Annotated in this window: 12 protein-coding genes; 6 read left to right on the top strand and 6 right to left on the bottom strand. The window is 42.4% G+C overall.

Features of this window, described 5'->3' with window-relative positions; genetic code table 11:
* Positions 1–62 precede the first annotated feature (62 nt).
* Positions 63–3,458: a hypothetical protein gene (locus tag SNE_RS11645; protein WP_013944650.1), complete on the bottom strand. Its 3,396-nt coding sequence runs from the start codon at positions 3,456–3,458 to the stop codon at positions 63–65.
* 62 nt (positions 3,459–3,520) lie between these two features.
* Complete coding sequence (locus SNE_RS11640; protein WP_041419104.1) at positions 3,521–5,704, bottom strand: hypothetical protein; 2,184 nt, start codon at positions 5,702–5,704, stop codon at positions 3,521–3,523.
* A gap of 303 nt (positions 5,705–6,007) precedes the next feature.
* On the opposite strand from SNE_RS11640, the gene SNE_RS11635 reads away from it, so the two are divergent.
* Positions 6,008–8,131 (top strand): YjbH domain-containing protein, encoded by a 2,124-nt coding sequence (locus tag SNE_RS11635; protein WP_013944646.1) that lies wholly within the window; start codon positions 6,008–6,010, stop codon positions 8,129–8,131.
* Here SNE_RS11635 and SNE_RS11630 read toward each other — a convergent pair.
* Positions 8,126–8,545, bottom strand: a complete 420-nt coding sequence (locus SNE_RS11630; protein WP_013944645.1) for an FKBP-type peptidyl-prolyl cis-trans isomerase — start codon at positions 8,543–8,545, stop codon at positions 8,126–8,128. The two genes, SNE_RS11635 and SNE_RS11630, sit on opposite strands and share 6 nt — an antisense overlap.
* 69 nt (positions 8,546–8,614) lie before the next feature.
* Positions 8,615–9,607, bottom strand: a complete 993-nt coding sequence (gene hemB, locus SNE_RS11625) for a porphobilinogen synthase (RefSeq protein ID WP_013944644.1) — start codon at positions 9,605–9,607, stop codon at positions 8,615–8,617.
* A gap of 223 nt (positions 9,608–9,830) precedes the next feature.
* Between hemB and SNE_RS11620 the strand changes: the two genes are divergently transcribed.
* The 3 genes from SNE_RS11620 to SNE_RS11610 all read left to right on the top strand — a co-directional run bounded on the left by SNE_RS11620 (position 9,831) and on the right by SNE_RS11610 (position 14,055).
* Entirely contained in the window at positions 9,831–11,459 is a 1,629-nt protein-coding gene (locus SNE_RS11620; RefSeq protein WP_013944642.1) for an FAD-dependent thymidylate synthase, read from the top strand.
* Positions 11,456–12,649 (top strand): amino acid permease, encoded by a 1,194-nt coding sequence (locus SNE_RS11615; protein WP_013944641.1) that lies wholly within the window; start codon positions 11,456–11,458, stop codon positions 12,647–12,649. Before SNE_RS11620 ends, SNE_RS11615 begins: the two co-directional genes overlap by 4 nt.
* A 200-nt stretch (positions 12,650–12,849) precedes the next feature.
* On the top strand, positions 12,850–14,055 hold the full coding sequence (locus SNE_RS11610) for an ATP-binding protein (RefSeq protein ID WP_013944640.1): 1,206 nt from the start codon (positions 12,850–12,852) through the stop codon (positions 14,053–14,055).
* A gap of 71 nt (positions 14,056–14,126) precedes the next feature.
* On the opposite strand, the gene SNE_RS11605 is transcribed toward SNE_RS11610, so the two are convergent.
* Positions 14,127–15,587: an AAA family ATPase gene (locus SNE_RS11605; RefSeq protein WP_013944639.1), complete on the bottom strand. Its 1,461-nt coding sequence runs from the start codon at positions 15,585–15,587 to the stop codon at positions 14,127–14,129.
* A gap of 261 nt (positions 15,588–15,848) precedes the next feature.
* On the opposite strand from SNE_RS11605, the gene SNE_RS11600 reads away from it, so the two are divergent.
* On the top strand, positions 15,849–17,066 hold the full coding sequence (locus SNE_RS11600; RefSeq protein ID WP_013944638.1) for an amino acid permease: 1,218 nt from the start codon (positions 15,849–15,851) through the stop codon (positions 17,064–17,066).
* Complete coding sequence (gene uvrB / locus SNE_RS11595; RefSeq protein ID WP_013944637.1) at positions 17,053–19,047, top strand: excinuclease ABC subunit UvrB; 1,995 nt, start codon at positions 17,053–17,055, stop codon at positions 19,045–19,047. The genes SNE_RS11600 and uvrB overlap by 14 nt, the downstream gene beginning before the upstream one ends.
* Here the strand turns inward: uvrB and SNE_RS11590 are convergent.
* On the bottom strand, positions 19,008–20,045 hold the full coding sequence (locus tag SNE_RS11590; protein ID WP_013944636.1) for a hypothetical protein: 1,038 nt from the start codon (positions 20,043–20,045) through the stop codon (positions 19,008–19,010). The two genes, uvrB and SNE_RS11590, sit on opposite strands and share 40 nt — an antisense overlap.
* Positions 20,046–20,060: the final 15 nt, after the last annotated feature.

The following is a 20,060-nucleotide window of genomic DNA, read 5'->3' as shown; positions in this document are numbered from 1 at the left end:
AAAAAATGGCTAATCCTTTTTCTGTGAAAAACTTAAATTAAATTTTTGAAAAACAGCTTCTTTTAGGCGTTTGAGAGAAAAGTTGTGTGAGCTAAACCATATCTGCCGTTGTCTGTGTCTAATAAAGCGTAGTTTTCTCCATCTAGCGAGACACTGAAGATAAAAGTAAGGGTTTGAGAGGTTTTGTAAATCGTCAGATCATAAAATGCGATTTCTTCAAATTTTCTATTTAGCATTTCTTCAACTATTTTTTGAGTAGCCGCTTTAATGTTTTTACAGAGATTAGCCACATTACATTCTGGTGGCATAACCTTCTTAAGATAGTAAGGAAAGTTGGCTAGTTCTTTACCTTGGAGAGTCCATGATTGGTTTGAATTCCAAGATTCACAGTGGATTTTGACCTTGGAGAGTTTTTCGAAAAGGGTTTGATCCTCTGAAATAGCAAGATCTTCATCTAGACTCAAGAGAGCGCTTTTATCGTAAAGCTTAGGTTCTTCTTTTGGTTTGGGGAGTTGAGGGTTTATAGAGTGAACGTCGGCAAAGGAGTTTGTAGGCAGGCGTAAGCGCTCACAGGCATTGCCTGTAAGTTGAACACAGACGACTGTAGAATTGAAATGGGGTCCAAGATTAAAAAAGTCAAAAGAAAAGTTTTCGATATCGTCCCACTTTACTTTGGCTTTTTCAGCAGTGATTTTTGCGACAAGGTTTGCTATGTCTATTTGCTGTTCTTGAGAAAAGTGATATGAAACGTTTGAGGAATTCTCCTCATTTACTACGACACCCTCGAGCGCATGAACCCTGAAATGAGAGAGTTTTTCAAAAGCTTTTGGTAAATGACTATCTTCAATTTCATATAGGGAGCGATCGATTGCACGTTTGGGACGCATTTCATGTTCATGCATGAGTTTTAAATAGAGTTCGCGCCTGAAATCAATGGAGGGTTGTGAGATAAAGGAAGCGCTTGAGCTGATTAGGTTGGGGTGGCTTAATGCAGCGATAGGAAGTTCTACGTGAGGTTGCGACATTTTTCGTGAAGATACTCCTTCATAGGGAAGTTGAAGCGGCATGCTAGATCTTCCTAAGCCCTCAGGGTGCATCAATTGGTTCTGAACAAGAGCAAAAAGCTCAGGGTTTGGGTTTAGAAAGGTGATGCATTGAAAGTTTTCTCCATTTTGTTGGAACATGCTTTCTAAGGGAGCCGAATCATGTACAAAGGTATCTATGAGTTCCCAGGGCTGCTGTAATTGTGGTTTTTGAAGGGCAAGAGGATCTAAGCTTCGAACTAATTGAAGAAAAGGCACGCCACGGTGGGAACCTTGTCTAATTCCATAATAGCTACTGCTACTTTGTTGGCATAGAGTAAATGCACGGTTTTTATTATGAACGGTAACTGGGAAAGAATCAGGCCTTGCTTCATTTTCCCTATGAGCCGGATTGTTAAACAGATGATCAACGATGAGAATCAGGGAAGGAATGGCTAAAAGAGAAAGAAATTTCCATGAGAAAGAATGCTGGTTTTCTAGATCAACTGGAGATCGATAGGGAGTGAAGGGGGAGACATTGCTATTCGTGCTTTTGGTGAAAAGAACTTGAGGTGATAAGATAGGAAGTGAGGAGGGAAACTCTTCATGAAGAGGCTTTTCATCTGGGGCACGAATGGCATAGCGAGATTCTAAAGAGGGATAGAGAATAGAGATAGATTGGTTCAGAGGTGTCGGCTCATAATCTGGCTTTATGGGATGGCTGAGATCGGCTTCTCGCTGTATTTCGAATTTTTTATGGATTTCTCTTAAAATACGATTGCCGTATAGGAGTTTTCCCAATGCGATATCGATGTGAAAAGGTAGCTCTTGTTGAGTTTGGATTTCGTCTTGAATGTCTGGAGAGGCTGAAAGAGAAGAGGTGTTCAATTGCTGAATCGAAAACTCTGTGTTGATAACGGGCAGAGGCTTTTCATCTGGGGAACAAGTGGCATAGCGAGATTCTAAAGAAGGATAAAGAACTGAGATAGATTGGTTCGCAGGTGTTGGTTTATAATATGGTTTTATGAAGCGGCTGAGATCGATTTGAATGATTGGGCTTTCAGGGGAAGAAGCATTGAAAGGGGCGAGAGGGAAGTTTGGATGAAACAATGTGTTGGGTTGGGGAATGGGTGAGCTAATATTTTGAGGGACAACAGGCTTTTCATGAGGAAGGCAAATCGTTGAATTGTCGAAATGAGTAAACGGTTGCTTGGGCAGGGAGGGCTTCTGATCAACTGCAATCGGGAGAAAACAAGGTTGATCTAAGCTTTCTGAATCGAGTGGGGAGAGTGGAGCAGTCTGGCGTGCAAAGAAGTATGCTGCTGTTGGAACGGCGATGAGAGCGATAACTGCTAGGGCGCAACCTCCGTAAATCATGACTTTTTTTGCTGTGCTCCAAGAAGAAGTTTCGATAGGCGGCTCTTTAGGTTTGTTGAGAGAGTAAGGTTTTTTGCCGGCTTTGACGAAAATCTCATTGAGGACAATTTGCTTCTCTTCTGTCAGTTTCTCAAAAGCATCAGGATGGTGATGATCATAGTTGACGAAGTAATGCGCCTGATTTTTAGAGACTACATTGGCAAAAGAGGGGATCGGTAAGGGGGTGAAAAATGCGTTACTTGGAGGAAGAAGATCTGCTTCGTAGAATGCTAGAGTAAAGGGAGCGGTTTGCGCAGGGGAAACAAGTTTACTACTGAATGCTTGATGATACCATAGAAGTTGGCTTGGTGAAAGGGTTGTGAGGAAAACCATTTCAGCTGTTGGGTCTGGTAGAAAGTCAAATTGTTTGGGAGGGGGAAGGTCATGGTCAAATAGGACCTGTGATTGTTCTTTTTTTGTGAGGTGGTCTCCAACAAACGTTTTAAAGACTTCGAGCTCTTTTTCAGAAAGAAGGGCGACGCGAGTGTAGTTGGTAAAAGGGAGAGGAGCTTGGCCATTTTCAACAAGCATCACGTTAAATGCTGCTTGCATATTGAGATTGAAACTATCCCATTTTTCAACCATGGAGCGTTCAAGCTCGGCTTTGCGCGTTCCGAGATCACTCTTAGGAATTTTTTTGATGTCGTCTACTGTGCTCGGATTGAAAGAAACAGTGAAATGTTGCGCAAGCTTATAAATTCCGTAAATTGTGACTTTAAGAATACCCTGAAACGCTGCTAACTGGATGGCGGCATAAGGGTTTAATTGAATGGTTGTGCGCGTTAATAGAGGTTTGGCAATCGCGCAGAGCAAAAGAGTTGCGCAAGCAAGTGCTGCTGTTTTTTCGATTTCAGAGCGGTGAGAAGTGGCGGCAAGAACAAGAGTATTTGAGGCAGCTGAAAGGGCTAGTCCCGAAGGGCTAAGTGGCTGTTGCAGTGAATGAATCCATGAAGTTTTGCTTAAACAATATGTTCCTGCAAAAAGCGTTACTCCATCGAGAAGCGAGCTTGAAATTAACATAAAATCCCCTTAATTTCGGCAAAAATTATAGGCAGTAGAGAGATTTGTTTCATAGTAAAATATCAACTTACATCGAAGGAGCTAGGATCGAGCTCATCGAGCTTCTCAAGTGAGTCAAAAACAGCTTTTACTTTATGCACCGTTTCAAGAATTGTTGTGTCGATTTCGAGCAGGACTTTGTTGTCCTTTGTTGTGACATTAAAGTGAATTGATTTAGCTTCCCCATAATGGTTTTCAATGAGCTCTAGGGCAACGAAAGTGACGACCTTAGCTAAAGTTTGCCATCTATTTTGTGCTAAGTACCTAAGTGTGTTGGGTATCTTAGAAATGCCTTTTTTATCGTGAGATCTACCAGTGCTAAAGGTGACCGTTGCTTTTGTTGTTGCAAGAGCTTTTGGAAGCATGATGTTAACATATTTGGTATCAAGCGTGATCGCGGCAGCTTTATCTTTATCCCAAGTAAGTTGTTCTATGTATGGAGGAAGATCAGGTGAATCTTCGCAAAATTCAACTACGGGGGGATTAATAGGTGTTACTGCAGTTTTTTTCTTTGGGGTGCAAAAAATCCATAGTACAAAGGTTCCAATGATTGGGAGGGGAAACCACTGACGATACGAAGCTGATTCCACTTTTGGAATTTCGTGAGGGAGTGGAGTTGACTCACTGATTTCTTGGGCAGGGGAAGCTGTTTTTGTAGGCTGACTGTACAGAGCGGGAAGGTCGACGTAAAGTGTGAGGACTTTGCTCGTGTCTTCATTATCAATAGTGCGAGGTGGCAAATAAACACAAGGAAACATGATTTGGGGCGGGCTTAATTCAAAAGGGAACACTTTTGGGATGTTATTTTCATTGGAACTTGTGTTGGTATACTGAGGCGAGTCGTTTAAAGGACAAATTGGGAGCTGTAAGGGCTTTGTCACATCCTGGATTGGTATTGAAGAAGATGTGCGATTGAGTGGAGGAATTATTGCACTTGTTTGTTTCGGATGATCGTCTTGTATTTTGGGAAGAGGAAATTGTTTTTGCTGTGATTGGGAGGCTCTGAAGTAAGCCGTGGTATAGACTCCGCCTATGAGCAAAAAACATCCAAGTGCAGCAATACCCACTTTTTGCCATGTGGTCATAGGAGTTTCGGGTGTGGCTATCGGTTCTAGATAATGACCTTCAAGTGCATCATTAAACATCACTTGAAATTTGACCTCTTTGGCCTTCCATTTAGAAGGATCATTTTCATAGATATCTTTGTAATATTCAAGGGCGTCACTTGAAAGAGAGTCGAGTTCGCTCAATTTAGGTTCTCTTAATGTGTGGGGTGGGCCACATTTTTCGAAAATGACGTTGAGAAGAAATTGATCATTGAGTGGAAGTGAGTCAAACTCCGAGGGGTAGCATTCAAAATAGGAGCGGTAATAAAGTGCTTGCACTTCATCGACAGCATCTTTTGCAGGGGGAAAGTCGAGAGAGGGAAGAAAGGTGTCATAAGGAGGTGGAAGGGAGTAGTCATAGAAAACTTTCGCGAAATGCACTTGTTGCTCTTCGTTAACATCAATGTCAGCTTTAGAAAAAAACTGATGATACAGCTTTGTGTTAGCAGGTGTTTCGTGAGTTTTGAGGACTTGGAACTGTTTTTCAGTTAAAGTTGCTTCTTCGTCTAGTGTTCCGAGAAAAACTGCAAGTTCACGATCATTAAGGGTGGTATTTTTTGAGCAGTTTGTAAATTCAAGTGTTTCTAAATTGTTTTCTTGGAGAAGGAGGTTGAACGCAGCTTGCAGTTTGAAAGAGTATTTATTCCAAATGGAGGGGTGTTTTTCAAAATAGGCTTTTGATTTTCCAACTTGAGTGGGCGTGAGATTTTTCAAATCATCAAACGAATTAAATGTCCCATATCTCCATTTTTCATAGTGATTGAGTGTCAACTGATAGGCGGCATAGGCTGTTGTTTTAATGATAAGATGAATTCCAGCGAGTTGCACCGTAGCAAATGGGTTGATAGTGATGCCTTTGACAAGAGGTTTTGCAAGAAGGTTGATGAGGCAAGTCCCTAAAACGAGCCCTACAATCACTTGGGCAGTTTTTTGCTCGGGGGTCTCTAAGAACTCTATAGCTTGGATCGAAAGGGCATTGATCAGGGATGTCGCTGCCAACCCACTTGTTGGCATAAAGGATTTGTAGAGCATGCTACTGGCAAAAAAAGTCGCAGAGTCGAAAGTTGTTGAGTATAAGGAACTGTGCAGTCCGGTAGTCATAAATTTTAACAAGTCTCTTTTTGAAAATACAATTAAGGCATATGTCAGAATTTTTTTTAAAGAAAATGTTAAGTTAGTGTCTATTATTTCAAGATTTTTATCGATTTGAAATCAGAAACAACTAATTTGTAATAATGAATTTTCACCCTGAATTTGTTTATTAATTTTATCTTGATTTTAATTTTATTTAAATGTTTTCCTTGCGTTTTTTTTCGGCAATTGAGATTTTTGTTTACTTTTTAAAAAGTAAACAGGGCGTTCTAAAGCATTTTGAAGCAGCTGCGATTTCTATTGATCCTTGTGATGCTAGGTAGCATTCTTCTCCATGCGGAAGAAGATCTGTCCTTATTATTTCGAGATTTGCAAGTTGTTGATGATGTGAATCGGGAAATTAAAGATCATCTTCCCTTCCACTACAACTCAACTTTTATGGGAGGTTATTTCAATATGCCTTCTGCCCGGATGAACGATGTGGGAATGGTTGCACTTGGTTTTGCATATGTACCCCCTTACAGAAACTATGGTGTGACATTTCAACCTTTAAGACGAGTTGAGTTTGGGGTGAATTATCGGGTGTATATTGGAATACCCGATCCTGCAATGGGATTCATGGGATTCGGTGAGTTTTCGGATCGGGGAGCTAACTTAAAACTGGGCGTCTTAAGAAAAGAAGATGGGTTTCCTTATTTCCCAGAAATTGCTGTGGGTTTTGAAGATTTTTATGGAACAAAGCGATTTCATTCATTTTATGTTGTGGCAACGAAAACTTTTTTAGATTGGAATTTTGAAGCGACTCTTGGTTGGGGAAAAGGAAGAATTAAAGGATTTTTTGGAGGAATTGGGTGGACCCCTTTTCGTCAAACAAAGATTCCTGTTTTAAACAAACTAACACTTCTTGCTGAATACGACGCTGTCGATTATGAACACCATCAGTGGGAGCATCCTAGTGGAAGAAGTGTCAAGTCACGTATCAATGTTGGGCTTTCAGCAACGTTATTTGACTGTTTGCAGCTCAATGTAAGTTCTCTCCGAGGCGAAGACATTGCTGCATCGGCGTCTCTAAATTACAACTTAGGTGAATCTAAAGGTCTTTTCCCCAAAGTTGATAACCCTCCGATTTACAAAGCTCCAGTTGATACAGAACCTGTTGGATTGCTCCGATCGAACAAAGAATTAGCGCAAGAACTTGCATTTGCATTCGATGAACAAGGGCTCAACTTATACCGGATTTATTTAACAACAGATGAACATGGCGATCATGCCCTTTGGATCAAAATGATTAACGTCCGTTACAGGGTTGAAAAGGAGCTGAAAGAACGGATCGAAACAGTTCTTGCAGCTTTAGTGCCGACGAATGTTAAAGCAGTCACAGTTGTCATTGAAGCAGATGGTGTCCCAACACATGAATACCGTTTTCGAACAATGGATTTGCACCGCTTTCGAGAGAGGACCATTAGTGATTTTGAATTTGCCACACTCTCTCCTATGCGTGAACCAACGCGTCCTCCAAGTCGATACGACGGATCTCTGATTTACCATCGGAGCAAAAGTGTTTGGACTTTTACCGTGCGCCCCCGTTTGCTCACTTTTTTTGGAAGTGCAACAGGGAAATTTAAATATAGCGTGGGGATTGTTGGGGGACCAGAAGGGTACCTGTTTGACCAAGTCTATTACAAAATCCAAGGGGCCTACAATATCAAGTCGAGCATGTCGGATGTGGGGGACATGGACATGCTGAACCCATCCCAATTGATCAATGTACGATCTGATATGGTGCGGTATTATCAGACAAGCAGCGGTTCTTTAGAAGAAGCCTACATTCAAAAAGGGGAATATTTCAAAAAAGGGTGGTACGGTCGCCTGGCTTTGGGATACTTCGAGGTGGCATATGGAGGGATTGCGGGAGAGGTTCTCTACTATCCGGTGGGTTCCTCTTGGGCAATTGGGCTGGAAGCTGCTGCAGTTTTAAAACGGAAGTATCATGGAATTGGCTTTACAACTGAAGTGAGAAAGTTTGATGGATTTCAATCTGAAAAAGTTCATTTCATTGGTTATCAGTATTTTCTTGACCTCTACTACGAGTTTAAACCTTTGCAACTCGACTTTAAAGTGAGCATCGGAAAATTTTTGGCGCGTGACGTAGGAGCCCGCTTCGAAATTGGCCGTTATTTTCCGAGTGGTCTCCGTTTTTCTGTTTGGTACACATGGACGAATGCACATGATATCGTAAACAATGAGCGGTACCGTGACAAAGGAGTTGCCTTTGTCATTCCGTTTGATTTCTTTTTAAAGAAAAGCAGTCGGACGATGATTCCCTACGCAATGTCGGTTTGGCTTCGGGATACAGGCGCTCGCGCAGCAACAGGCAAGCGCCTCTACCCGACTTTGCATGATGAAAGAGAATCCTTCCCAGAAAACCGATTATGAGATGTCAAGCACCTTGACATCGAACGTTAACTGTTTTCCTGCAAGAGGATGGTTGAAATCAAGCACCACTTTGTCTTCCTTAAGCTCGTCAACACGGATGAGCATCTCACCAAAGTTCTCATCTGCAATGATTAAAAGAGCTCCTTCAAAGCGGAGATCTTCTGGAATGACTTCTGCATCGACTTCTTTAAATGCACTTGGATTGACATATCCGTAGGCATCTTCAGGCTGCAGTGTAATGTGTTTTGTGTCACCAACTTCCAACCCGCTTAAGGCATCCTCGAGAGCTGGCAAAATTTGCTGCGACCCACAATTAAACACAAGTGGATCTTGGCCGACGTTGCTGTCGACAGGTGTGCGATCTTGTAGAAAGACACTATATTCAATAGCGACTTGTTTCCCCTTCTCAATCATGACGTCCCCTTTCTTTATAGACGAGCGGAGTCAGATTGACCCCCTCTTTTCTTTATGATAACGGATCGATCAATTAAGTAAATCCAATATTTGATTGATCGCGTACGTAAAAATGAAATCGGCTCCGGCCCGTTTAATTCCTATAAGCGATTCATAGAAAGTCTTTTGCGCGTCAAGCCAACCCCGTTCATGCGCAGCCATGATCATCGCATATTCCCCACTAACGTGGTAAGCTCCAACAGGGAGTGTGGTTTTTTCTTTAATCTTCGCAATCACATCTAAATAAGGAAGGGCAGGTTTGACCATGAGCATGTCGGCACCTTCTTCCTCATCCAAGATGGCTTCACGAATAGCTTCTCTGACATTCGCAGGGTCCATTTGGTAGGTTTTTTTGTCGCCAAAAGAGAGACTTGTTTGGATAGCATTTCGAAAAGGGCCATAAAACGCCGAAGCGTACTTTGCGCAGTAGGAGAGAATTCCGACATTTTGAAAGCCTTGGGCATCAAGGGCTTCTCGAATGAATTTCACTCGTCCATCCATCATATCACTGGGAGCTAGAATGTCGGCCCCAGCTTCTGCATAGATAAGCGATTGCCTGATTAGAGCTTCTAATGTGAGGTCGTTTTCAATTTCATGGAATTCATTTGGAATTCCATCATGTCCATGAGACGTGTAGGGGTCGAGGGCAATGTCTGCAATGACACAAAGTGAGGGGACCTCTCGTTTCAGCAGACGGATAGCAGTAGGAACGAGACCATTTGGGTTCCAAGCTTCTGATCCCTCATGATCTTTGGCAAAGGGATCAATCGAAGGAAAGAGGTCAACTGCTGGGATGCCTTGGGCATGAAGAATTTCTGCCTCTTTGACAAGAAAATCCACTGAGTGCCGTTCGATACCCGGCATGGCTTCAATTTGCTCTCTTCTCTTATCGCCTGGAATCAGGAAAAGGGGAGCGACGAAGTCACCTGCACATAAAGTGTGCTCTTGAGCTAGCTGACGAATCGAAGACGTCTGGCGGTTCCGGCGAGGACGTTTCAACATTTCGAAAGTTGTTAAAGCCATCATTACCTCCAAAAAAACACAGTCACTTATTAACATAGTGGAGGCTATCGATTTCTGAAATCAAAATTTTATAAGCTTTCAAAAAACGCTTGAAAAAACAACAACATGGCTTATAAGAGTCTGTAGAATATGGATAAGATGCCCTAATTTGCTTATCAAAAAAAAGTAAAAGCATTAGACTCGTATCCTCAAGTTTTTTGACACCTGAAAAGAGGTAAATTCGATGATACACGATTACGAAGAGTTCACAGAGCAACAGCTAAAAATTATCGAAAAATATGTGACCAACACTTCAAGCAATATCTTTGTTTTGCGCAACTTGCCCGAAGTGATTAAAGGAGCTCTTTTTTCTCGTTACTCCCGGTCAAGTTTGGGACTTCGTTCACTACTTTTAAAAGATTTTATTTTAAATGAAGAAACCGCCTTTGCCTCCATTTCTGGGACAAAAGAGGCAGAACAAGGAGATGTTGAAGACCAAAGCATCGCCATTAAAAAGGCGCAAAATTTCTACGATCGCATTTTAGATGGTTATGGTGACGACTCGATCGGCGAACTTGGTGGAGCCCATCTTGCAGTTGAAAACGTGTCGATGATTGCCGCTAAAGTCATTGAAGACTGCCGCCTTGGAGGTTCTCCACTTGAAAAGTCAACGCGCTACATTTATTTCGACCAAAAATATGAAGGTGAATTTCTCTTTTACCGTGAGCCGATCATCATGACATCTGCCTATCGGGACACATATATCGATACGTGCAATCACCTCTTTGAAGTTTACGGCAAGTTAATTCCTCCCTTAACTGAGCAAATGGAAAAGAGTTTTCCAAAAGAGCATGACATTTCGAATGTCGCATACACTGCAGCGCTTCGAGCAAAAGTTCTTGATTGCTTACGTGGTCTTCTTCCTGCAAGTGCATTAACGAATATGGGAATGTACGGCAATGGACGATTTTTCGAAACGATGATTCAGAAGCTCAATTGTCATAACCTTTCAGAATTGCAAGAAATTGCGCGGGGTAGTCATCAAGAACTTTCTAAAGTGATGCCGTCGTTCATTCGTCGCTCTGAAATGAATCACAAACACCAACAGACCTTTTCTGAATTTTACGAAAAAACAAACGAAGAATTACACCTTCTCACCGCACAGTACACAACGGGTCTTGAGCCACTTGATCATGCAACAGTACGCCTTGTCGATTACGATCAAGAATCCCCAATCAAAGTTGGAGCAGCGCTTCTCTTTAGCCGTTCACAAACAGGTCTTTTAGAATTGCAAGAATTGTGCCGCAAACTGCCTAAAGAAGATTTATCACGCCTTTTTGAAGCGACATGTGCCTTTCGTCAAAATCGGCGTCATAAAGGACCACGCGCACTTGAACATGCTGAGTTTACTTTTGAAATCGTTGCTGACTTTGGAATTTACCGCGACCTGCAGCGGCATCGCACTCTTACACAAGAGCGGCAACTCCTTTCTTGCAACCACGGTTACTACATTCCACAAGAAATTCTCGATACCGATATGGAAAAAGAGTACCGCGAAGCAATGGATCGCGCAAGGGGCGCCTATGATGAAATTGCAAATGAGCTTCCCGAAGAAGCGCAGTACGTTGTTCCAATGGCCTACAACATCCATTGGTACTTCCATATTAATTTGCGCTCACTGCAGTGGCTATGCGAACTCCGTTCTTCTCCTGCAGGGCATCCTTCTTATCGGTATGTTGCGCAAGAAATGGCCAAACAAGTTTCCCATGTCTTCCCAGAATTTGAGCGGTTCTTCAAATTTGTCGATTTTGAAGGATACGAACTTGGACGCTTGGGACAAGAACAACGGATCGCGGAAAAACTCAAACGATGAAAAAACACGGAAGCATACTAGGTGGCACACTTCTCATTACGGGAAGTTGTATCGGAGCAGGCATGCTCGGCCTTCCCATTTTGACAGGTCTTGCTGGTTTTCTTCCCACGTTCATCATGTTTGTCATCGCGTGGCTGTTTATGACAACCACTGCTTTACTGATGATCGAAACCTTAGGGTGGTTTGATAAGCCTGTCAATCTCATTTCAATGGTTGGTCACACTCTTGGCCCGATTGGGAAGCTTCTTTGTTGGTTTCTCTACCTCTTCCTTTTTTACGCCTTACTTGTTGCTTATATGTCAGCCAGTGGAAACCACGTCTCCTCCTTTTCTCACTACACACTCAGTTTAAAATTTCCCGATTGGGGTGGCACCCTTTTTTTTGTGATTCTGTTTGGATGGCTCGTCTATTTAGGCACGCGTCCTGTCGACCATCTCAACCGTTTTCTCATGGTAGGAAAAATTGGAGCGTATCTTTTACTGATCTTTTTAGGAATTCGTTATATTGCGCCCCGACTTTTGCTCTATTTTGAACCAAAATATGCCCTCGTGTCGTTTCCCATCCTCATTATTTCGTTTGGATTTCACAATATGATTCCCAGTCTCTTTCATTACATGGGAGGAGATAGAAAACGTGTCAGACAAGCCATTTGGTATGGTTCGATTTTTGCTTTTGTCATCTATCTGATATGGGAAATCATTGTCCTTGGGATCTTACCAATAGGCGAAATCCAATCGAGTTTTCAAGCAGATATCGACGGTGCTCAAGCCTTGCACAATTATCTTGGCTCAACTTGGATTGGGTACGCAGCGCAAGTGCTTGCTTTTTTTGCTATCCTCACATCTTTTTTGGCTCAGTCGCTCAGCCTTGTCCATTTCTTGCGGGATGGGTTCAAGCTGCACAAGAAAAAGCGGGAGCATCTGGGCATGTGCGCTCTAGCCCTCTTGCCGCCACTCTTCTTTTCCGTTGCATTTCCGAAAATTTTCTTTCAAGCGCTGAACTTTGCTGGTGGAATCTGCGCAGTTGTTTTGTTTGGGATTTTTCCCGCCCTCATGGCTTGGATTGGCAGATACCAAAAAAAGCATTTGCTAGAAGACCGCGTCAGAGGCGGCAAACCTCTTCTCCTGGGTGTCCTCCTCGTTGCATGCTTTATTTTTTTCTACCAGCTCACTCAGATGCTTGGTTTTTGAGGGCTGGCCATTCTTTTTATAGGGGCAAGTTTCACTGTTTAGTTTAGGTTATCAGGGTTGCCTGCATTGAATGCCTTAAGCAGCTTCGGCGTATTTCTTTCTTATACTGCTTTATATCAGCTATTTATCGAATTTTGTTGACTTGAGCTCGAATTTCCAGGAAAATAGAGCGTAAGGAAACGATATTCCGGATTATTCCAATGAAGATATTCAAGCGAGCTCTAAAAGAAAAACTCATTCAGACTTTAAAACGGGGTAAAAGCGTATTACTTTTAGGTCCTAGACAGACTGGAAAAACAACATTGATTCAAGAATTTAAAGCTGATCTTGAAGTGACTTTATTGATCTCCAAAACTCGGCGCCAGTATGAAGCTGATCCTGATCAATTGATTAGAGAGGTTAAAGCTCTGAACAATTCAAAAATCTCTTTACCTTTAGTCATTATTGATGAAGTGCAAAAAGTGCCTGCATTAATGGATTGTGTACAGTATTTGATTGATAAGGGTCTTGCTCAATTTATCCTTACGGGATCATCTGCACGAAAGCTCAGACATAACAAAAATGTAAATCTTCTTCCTGGACGAGTGATTCAATTGCGCCTTGATCCTTTTACTTTAGAGGAAGTTTCCACTCCACTCGCTCCGATAGAAGATTTTTTGCTTTATGGTTCTCTACCAGCTATTCGCTTAGAGGAAGATAATGATGTTAGAGAACAAGAGTTAGACTCTTATGTAGACTTGTATCTTGAAGATGAAGTGAGAGCAGAAGCTCTTGTACGTGATATTGGGGCATTCGAAAACTTTCTCCGCCTCGCTGCGATTGAGTCGGGTAATATCGTTAACTTTGACAAGATTTCTCAGGATATCGGTGTAGCCAGAACAACAATTTCTGCCTACTATCAAATCTTAGAAGATTGCCTAATTGCTGAACGAGTAGAACCTTATTTTGAAAGCCGATCGCGAAAAAAATTGACCAAATCTCCCAAGTATTTGTTTTTTGACTTAGGACTTAGGCGACTTGCTGCTGTAGAACAGCAGATCTTACCTCAAAAATATTTAGGAAGCCTATTTGAACAATTTGTTGGGCTAGAACTTATCCGATGGTCTCGTTTTCAAAGCCATAAAACATCGGTTCATTTTTGGAGGGATTCTTCTGGTCCTGAAGTTGATTGGGTCTTAAATCGCAATCAATCTTTGCTACCTATTGAGGTAAAATGGACAGATACCCCTGGAGTGCGAGATGCAAAACATCTTGAGCTGTTTCTTAAAGAGTACCCAGCAGCAACTCAAGCTTATGTTGTGTGTCAAGTGGCTCATCCTCAGCAGTTGTCAGAGAAAATAGAGGCAATTTCGTGGAGAAATTTAACTCAAAGACTCTCAAGCTGGGGGCAGAGCGTGTCCAAATAATCATCTAAAATTTTATATTCAAACACCTTCAAAAATTGGTTTTTGACGGCTATTCAATTGACTTAATTTGCTTAAAGGAAATCATCCAAGGTTAATTCGTTTCTTACAAGCTCATCGACATAAGAATTAGAAGTGAGTCCGGCTACAGTAATCATTGTTAAGTAAAGATCTTTTGTCGTTTTGAAATGCTCACTGAAAATATCTAACTTATCACCTAACTGAGTTGCATACTGTTTTGTAATGCGAAAGGGTGTTTTGGAGTATTTGATCTCAAAGATATTTATGATGCCGTCATCGCAGTCAAGAAGGAGGTCAATTTGAGTCCCTTTTTCATTTTTCGTTTTTGGGATGTAACGCCAAGTACCAATGCTAAATCCGGTGTGAAGTTTCAAAGCTTTGGCAATTTGATCAATGTGTTTATAACAAAAAGCTTCAAATGCATTACCCACCCAACTTTTCCATTGTGCGGATTGGGATTTGGATTGCCAATAATTTGCTTGTGATGAAGCTAACTTGATGCGATTTGTAACTGGTTTGATCCACCGAAAATAAAACAATGTATATTCATCGATAATGCGATAGTAGATTCCCTTTTTCCCTCGCCCATAGGGGATAAAACTGATGATGAAACCTGCAGCCTCTAATTCTTGTAAACGCTTTGTTAGCGTTCCACCTGAAGTGGAGAATTTTAATCCTTGTTCCATTGAGCTCAAATCGACCCCCTGAGGGTGCTTTGCTATCATATCAATCATTTCGATGTATGCGTCAGAATTTTTGAAAAGAGAGCTATATAGGCGGTCAAACTCTCCGAAAAGAAGCCCTGTTGCAGTGAAACATATTTGGTTGATGTTTTGCATGGCAGAAAGTCCCTTTTCCACAGCCTTTAGATAATAGGGAATTCCTCCCATGACCAAATAGAGATCCAAGGTTTGCATTTTATTCATCCGAATGGAGCGGCTATTTAAAAATTCAGCTGTTTCCTGAATATTAAAAGGCTTAAGTAGGATGTTGGTTGTGAGACGATTATGCAATCCCCCTTTTGCATTGATGAGATTGTCTAGAATCCATGAAGCTGCGCTGCCGCATACAATAAGTTTGATATTTGTACGATGAGTCCATTCGGTGTTCCAGAAATAATCTAATGCTTGTAAAAGTCCCGATTTGGGAGTTGCTAGCCAGGGAAGTTCATCAAAGAAAATAACAAAGGGTTTCTTTTTTGGAAGTTGATCGATTGCATTAGTGAGTAAGTCAAAAGCTTCCATCCAATTAGAAGGTAAAGCTAACTTGTATAGGGGTTGAAATGCTTTCTCAAAAGCACGGGTAAAAATGTCTAATTGATGACGCAAAGAGCCATCTTTCAATCCTGTGACTTCAATGGAATTTAGTTTTGCGCTTTCGATGGCGTATTTGATTAAATAGGTTTTCCCCACTCGTCTTCTTCCATATACAGCAATGAACTCGGCTTCTTTGGAAGCTAGTCTGTTTGATAAAAGCTTTTTTTCTTCTCGTCGACCAATTAGTTTTTTTGTCATGATTTTTCCGCTGTTTGTAATGAATCATAATCAGCGAAATCTTCATTGTCAACAATATTTCGCTGGAAATAAAAAATAATAACCAGCGAAATTATTTCTTAATATCGGTTAAGTTTTTATTTTTAAATGGTTTATGAAATATAAATTACAAAAAATTGGTTGTTTTGTTGTGATATTCGAAGCGGGAGCGATACTCAGGGCTAATCTAAATTTGCAGAGCTCTTGCAATTTTAATCTTTCCCCAGTAATCTGGTAAGCTCTATGAAAATCAATCATTTTGTCGGAGGTATCCTCCTCGTTGCAGGAACGACAATTGGAGCGGGAATGCTCGCTCTACCTGTAATGACATCGTTTGTCGGTTTTGTCCCCTCGCTCCTCATCTTTGCGGTGTGTTGGCTCGTGATGCTTGCAACGGCTTTTTTCTTTCTCGATGTGAATTTTGCAATAGAAGGGGAAATCAACCTCATTTCGATGGCGCACAAAACCCTAGGAACATGGGGTAAAGCCCTGAGTTGGATTGTCTACCTCTTATTGCTCTATTCCCTTACAGCTGCCTACATTGCTGCGGGAGCTCCCTTGTTTCAAATGGCCATTACCGCGCTGACCGGATACGAAATTCCCCTATGGGTAGCTCATTTTGCCTTACCAGTCATCTTCGGAGGCTTTGTCTATCTTGGCACCTTAGGTGTGGATGTTGTGAACCGATTTTTGATGCTTGGTTTGTGCATTTCCTATCTCCTGCTCATTGGGTTTTTACCAGAGCATATTCACGGAAAACTACTCACTCACATCGATTGGAATCCAACCTTCGTCGCTCTCCCCGTTGTGATCACTTCGTTTGGATATCACATCATTATTCCCAGTTTGACGACCTATATGCACCACGACAAAAAACACCTTCAATGGACCTTGCTCATAGGAAGCATTATTCCCTTAGTGATCTATATTTTGTGGCAGGTTGTCATTTTAGGCATCGTCCCTCTCGAAGGAAAAGTCAGTTTAGTCGAAGCGTGGAAGCAAGGGCTTTCAGTTACCCAACCGCTAGCTCAGATTGTGCAGAACCAATGGATTAAAGTGGGGGCCCACTTTTTCTCCTTTTTTGCGATCGTCACCTCCTTTTTAGGGGTATCGCTCAGCTTGTCGGACTTTTTAACCGATGGATTCAAACTCAAAAAAACCTGGGAAGGACGGCTATTTGCGATTTTACTCACCTTCATCCCCCCACTGATTTTCGTATTTACCTATCAACGAGGATTCATCATTGCCTTAGAATATGCAGCTGCGTTTGTTGCGATACTTCTCATCTTTTTACCTGCTATCATGGCATGGCATTTGGAAAAACCCAAGTTTTACAAAACAACAGGTGGGCGCATATTGCTTATTGCCATCATGATATTTGCATTTTTCATTGTGCTCATTAGTGTTTTAGAGCAGTGGGGCTACTTCAAACCCTTAATTGCAAAATATGTCAGCATTTAAACTCGAGAGTCCTTTTGCCCCGCGTGGCGATCAGCCACTTGCCATCGAGCGACTCGTAGAAGGGATTCAGCGAGGCAAAAAAGCGCAAGTTCTCCTAGGAATCACTGGCTCAGGAAAGACCTTTACCATGGCCCAAGTCATTGAAAAGGTTCAAAAACCCACACTCGTTTTAGCTCACAATAAAACCCTAGCGGCCCAACTTTACCAAGAGTTTAAATCGCTCTTCCCAAGCAATGCCGTTGAGTACTTTGTTTCTTACTACGACTACTATCAACCAGAAGCCTATGTCGCTCGCACTGACACCTATATTGAAAAAGATCTCTCGATCAATGACCGGATTGAAAAACTGCGCCTCAAAGCAACCTGCTCACTCCTAGAGCGGTCAGATGTCATCATTGTCTCATCTGTCTCGTGCATCTATGGACTTGGCATGCCTGAACACTTTAGCAAAATGAAACTGCGTCTCAAAGTAGGGCAAACCTATAGACGCGATGATGTCCTCCTTCACCTCGTTGAGCTTCAATACACTCGAAATGATTACGAACTGTCTCGCACCCACTTTCGGGTCCGAGGTGACATTTTAGAGGTCGTTCCCTCCTATGAAGAAGACCTCGCCTATCGGATCGAATTTTTTGGCGATGAAGTTGAACGCATTTCTGAAATAGATCCCCTCACAGGAAAAGTCCAGCGTCGCATGGACGCTATTTCTATTTATCCCGGATCGCATCACGTCACGCCAGAAGAGGTGCGTCTCACCGCTCTTGAAACTATCCAAGCAGAACTCAAAGAGCGGATCGCTTACTTTGGGCATGAAAACCTCCTCGTGGAGCAGCAACGCATTAGCCAGCGGACCAAATATGACCTGGAAATGATCAAAGAAATCGGCTACTGCAAAGGCGTTGAAAACTACTCTCGTCACTTTGCGGGACGTCAAGCTGGGCAGCCACCGGCATGTCTCATCGACTATTTCCCCGAAGATTTTCTCATGTTTATCGATGAGTCCCACCAAACTCTTCCTCAAATTCACGCCATGTATAACGGAGACCGCGCCCGTAAAAAGTCTCTTGTTGATTTTGGATTTCGTCTTCCCTCTGCTTATGATAACCGTCCTCTTAAGTTTGAGGAATTTTACCTCCACATCAATCAAGTTGTCTTTGTTTCTGCCACGCCCGGCCCGTGGGAAATCAACGAATCAGGTGGCGACATCGTGCAGCAAATCATTCGTCCCACAGGCCTACTCGACCCCGTCATTGAAATCCGTCCCGCCACGAATCAAGTCGACGATTGTCTCGATGAAATCCGCATTGAAACTGAAAAAGGGAACCGTGTCCTCGTTACCACTCTGACCAAAAAACTTGCCGAAGATCTCACCAAGTACCTCAAAGAAATTGGAGTCAAAGCTAAATACCTCCACTCTGACATCGACACTCTTGAACGGGTTATGATCATTAAAGAGCTACGCCAAGGAATCTTCGACGTCCTTGTTGGGATCAACCTTCTCCGCGAAGGGTTAGACATACCTGAAGTTTCTCTCGTCACCATCCTTGATGCCGATAAAGAAGGTTTTCTCCGCAGTGAGACTTCACTTATCCAAACCTGTGGTCGTGCCGCGCGCAACGCCGAAGGACGCGTGATCATGTACGCCGACAAACGCACCAAATCGATTGAAAATACCATTCATATCACATGTGAGCGCCGCAAAGTCCAAGAAGAGCACAACCGCAAACACGGCATCACCCCGCAAACCGTGCGCAAAAATGTGACGGAAGATCTTTCCGAGACTTTTTCTGAGTATAAAGCTGCTGAGAAGAAAGAAGCTGCGCCCACTTTTGATCCTAAAGAGATTCAACAGCGCATTCAAGAATGTGAAAAAGAAATGAAGCAAGCAGCAAAAGACTTGCGTTTCGAAGATGCCGCGCGCTACCGCGACCTCCTGAAATATTATATAGATTGCACTATCTTAGAAGACGATCCTCTCTGAGGAGGGTTTCTATTAGCTTTATTGTCTTCGAAGGAAGTGTTGTCGATCTGATCAAAGCTCATTGTTAACGAGACATGAGAACTGCTATCATTCCTTTTAGAATCCTCAGCCATACCAGATAAAGGTGGTTTGGTTGATTTTTGTGGAGATTCGTGAGTTCCAATTCTATCTCGGTAGCTCATCCTCTGGGCACTACCCATTGGTGAGTAGGGAGAACTTGGAGGAGTTGTCGGAGGAGTTGTTGGTGGAGTGGTGAAAGGAGACTTGCTGATTTCTTCATCTGACCCAAAGTTGTCACCTTCAACCACCCAATTATCGCCATATTCCTCTTTAAACTTGAGATCAGAAGATCTTTCATCTTGTTCTTTCAGCTCTTCATCAGAATCAATTTCAGTTGCGCCTCTGTTGTCTTTATGTTGAAGAAAACTCTCCGAAGGTGGAGTGATAACTAAAATGGAATCTCTTCGATTTAAAGGGGGGGAATTACGAGGTGATGGATTTTCCTGCTTAGTTGTATCGACTACTAACTCAAGCTGTTGTTCTTCGTCTTCTCCTTGATTTTCAAAGACACGTTGAATGCCAGGTTCTATTGGAAACTTCAAAGGAGAGGGAAGGGGGAGAGAAGCATTATGGGGAGCTTTCAGGTTTTCACCAGAATGAATTTCTTCATCTTTGTGCCCAGGGCGATTCTCGGGCGCAGCGTCAACTACAACAAGATTTCTTCGATCTAAAGAGGGAGAGTGGGGAGGTGATTTTTGTTGAAATTCATTTTTAGCTATTTCTTCAACCTGTTGCTCATTTTCTTCCTCTTTTGTAAAGGTTATTTGAGGAAGTGTGGGAGGCTTGCTCCATCTAAAATATAGGAATACACCTCCTGCGATGAGAGAAATGAGCCCAATGCCTCCAAGAATGCGCTTAGAGGACAGACCTTCATCTGGATTTCCTCCAATGCGAAAAAGTCCCGAAAGGAACCCAAATCTTCCAACTCCTTGACTCATATGCAGTTCTCCAAT

Source organism: Simkania negevensis Z (genome assembly GCF_000237205.1).
Lineage (GTDB): Bacteria > Chlamydiota > Chlamydiia > Chlamydiales > Simkaniaceae > Simkania > Simkania negevensis.
Note: the sequence above shows the minus strand (reverse complement) of the source record. Positions and strands in the feature narration are given on the sequence as shown.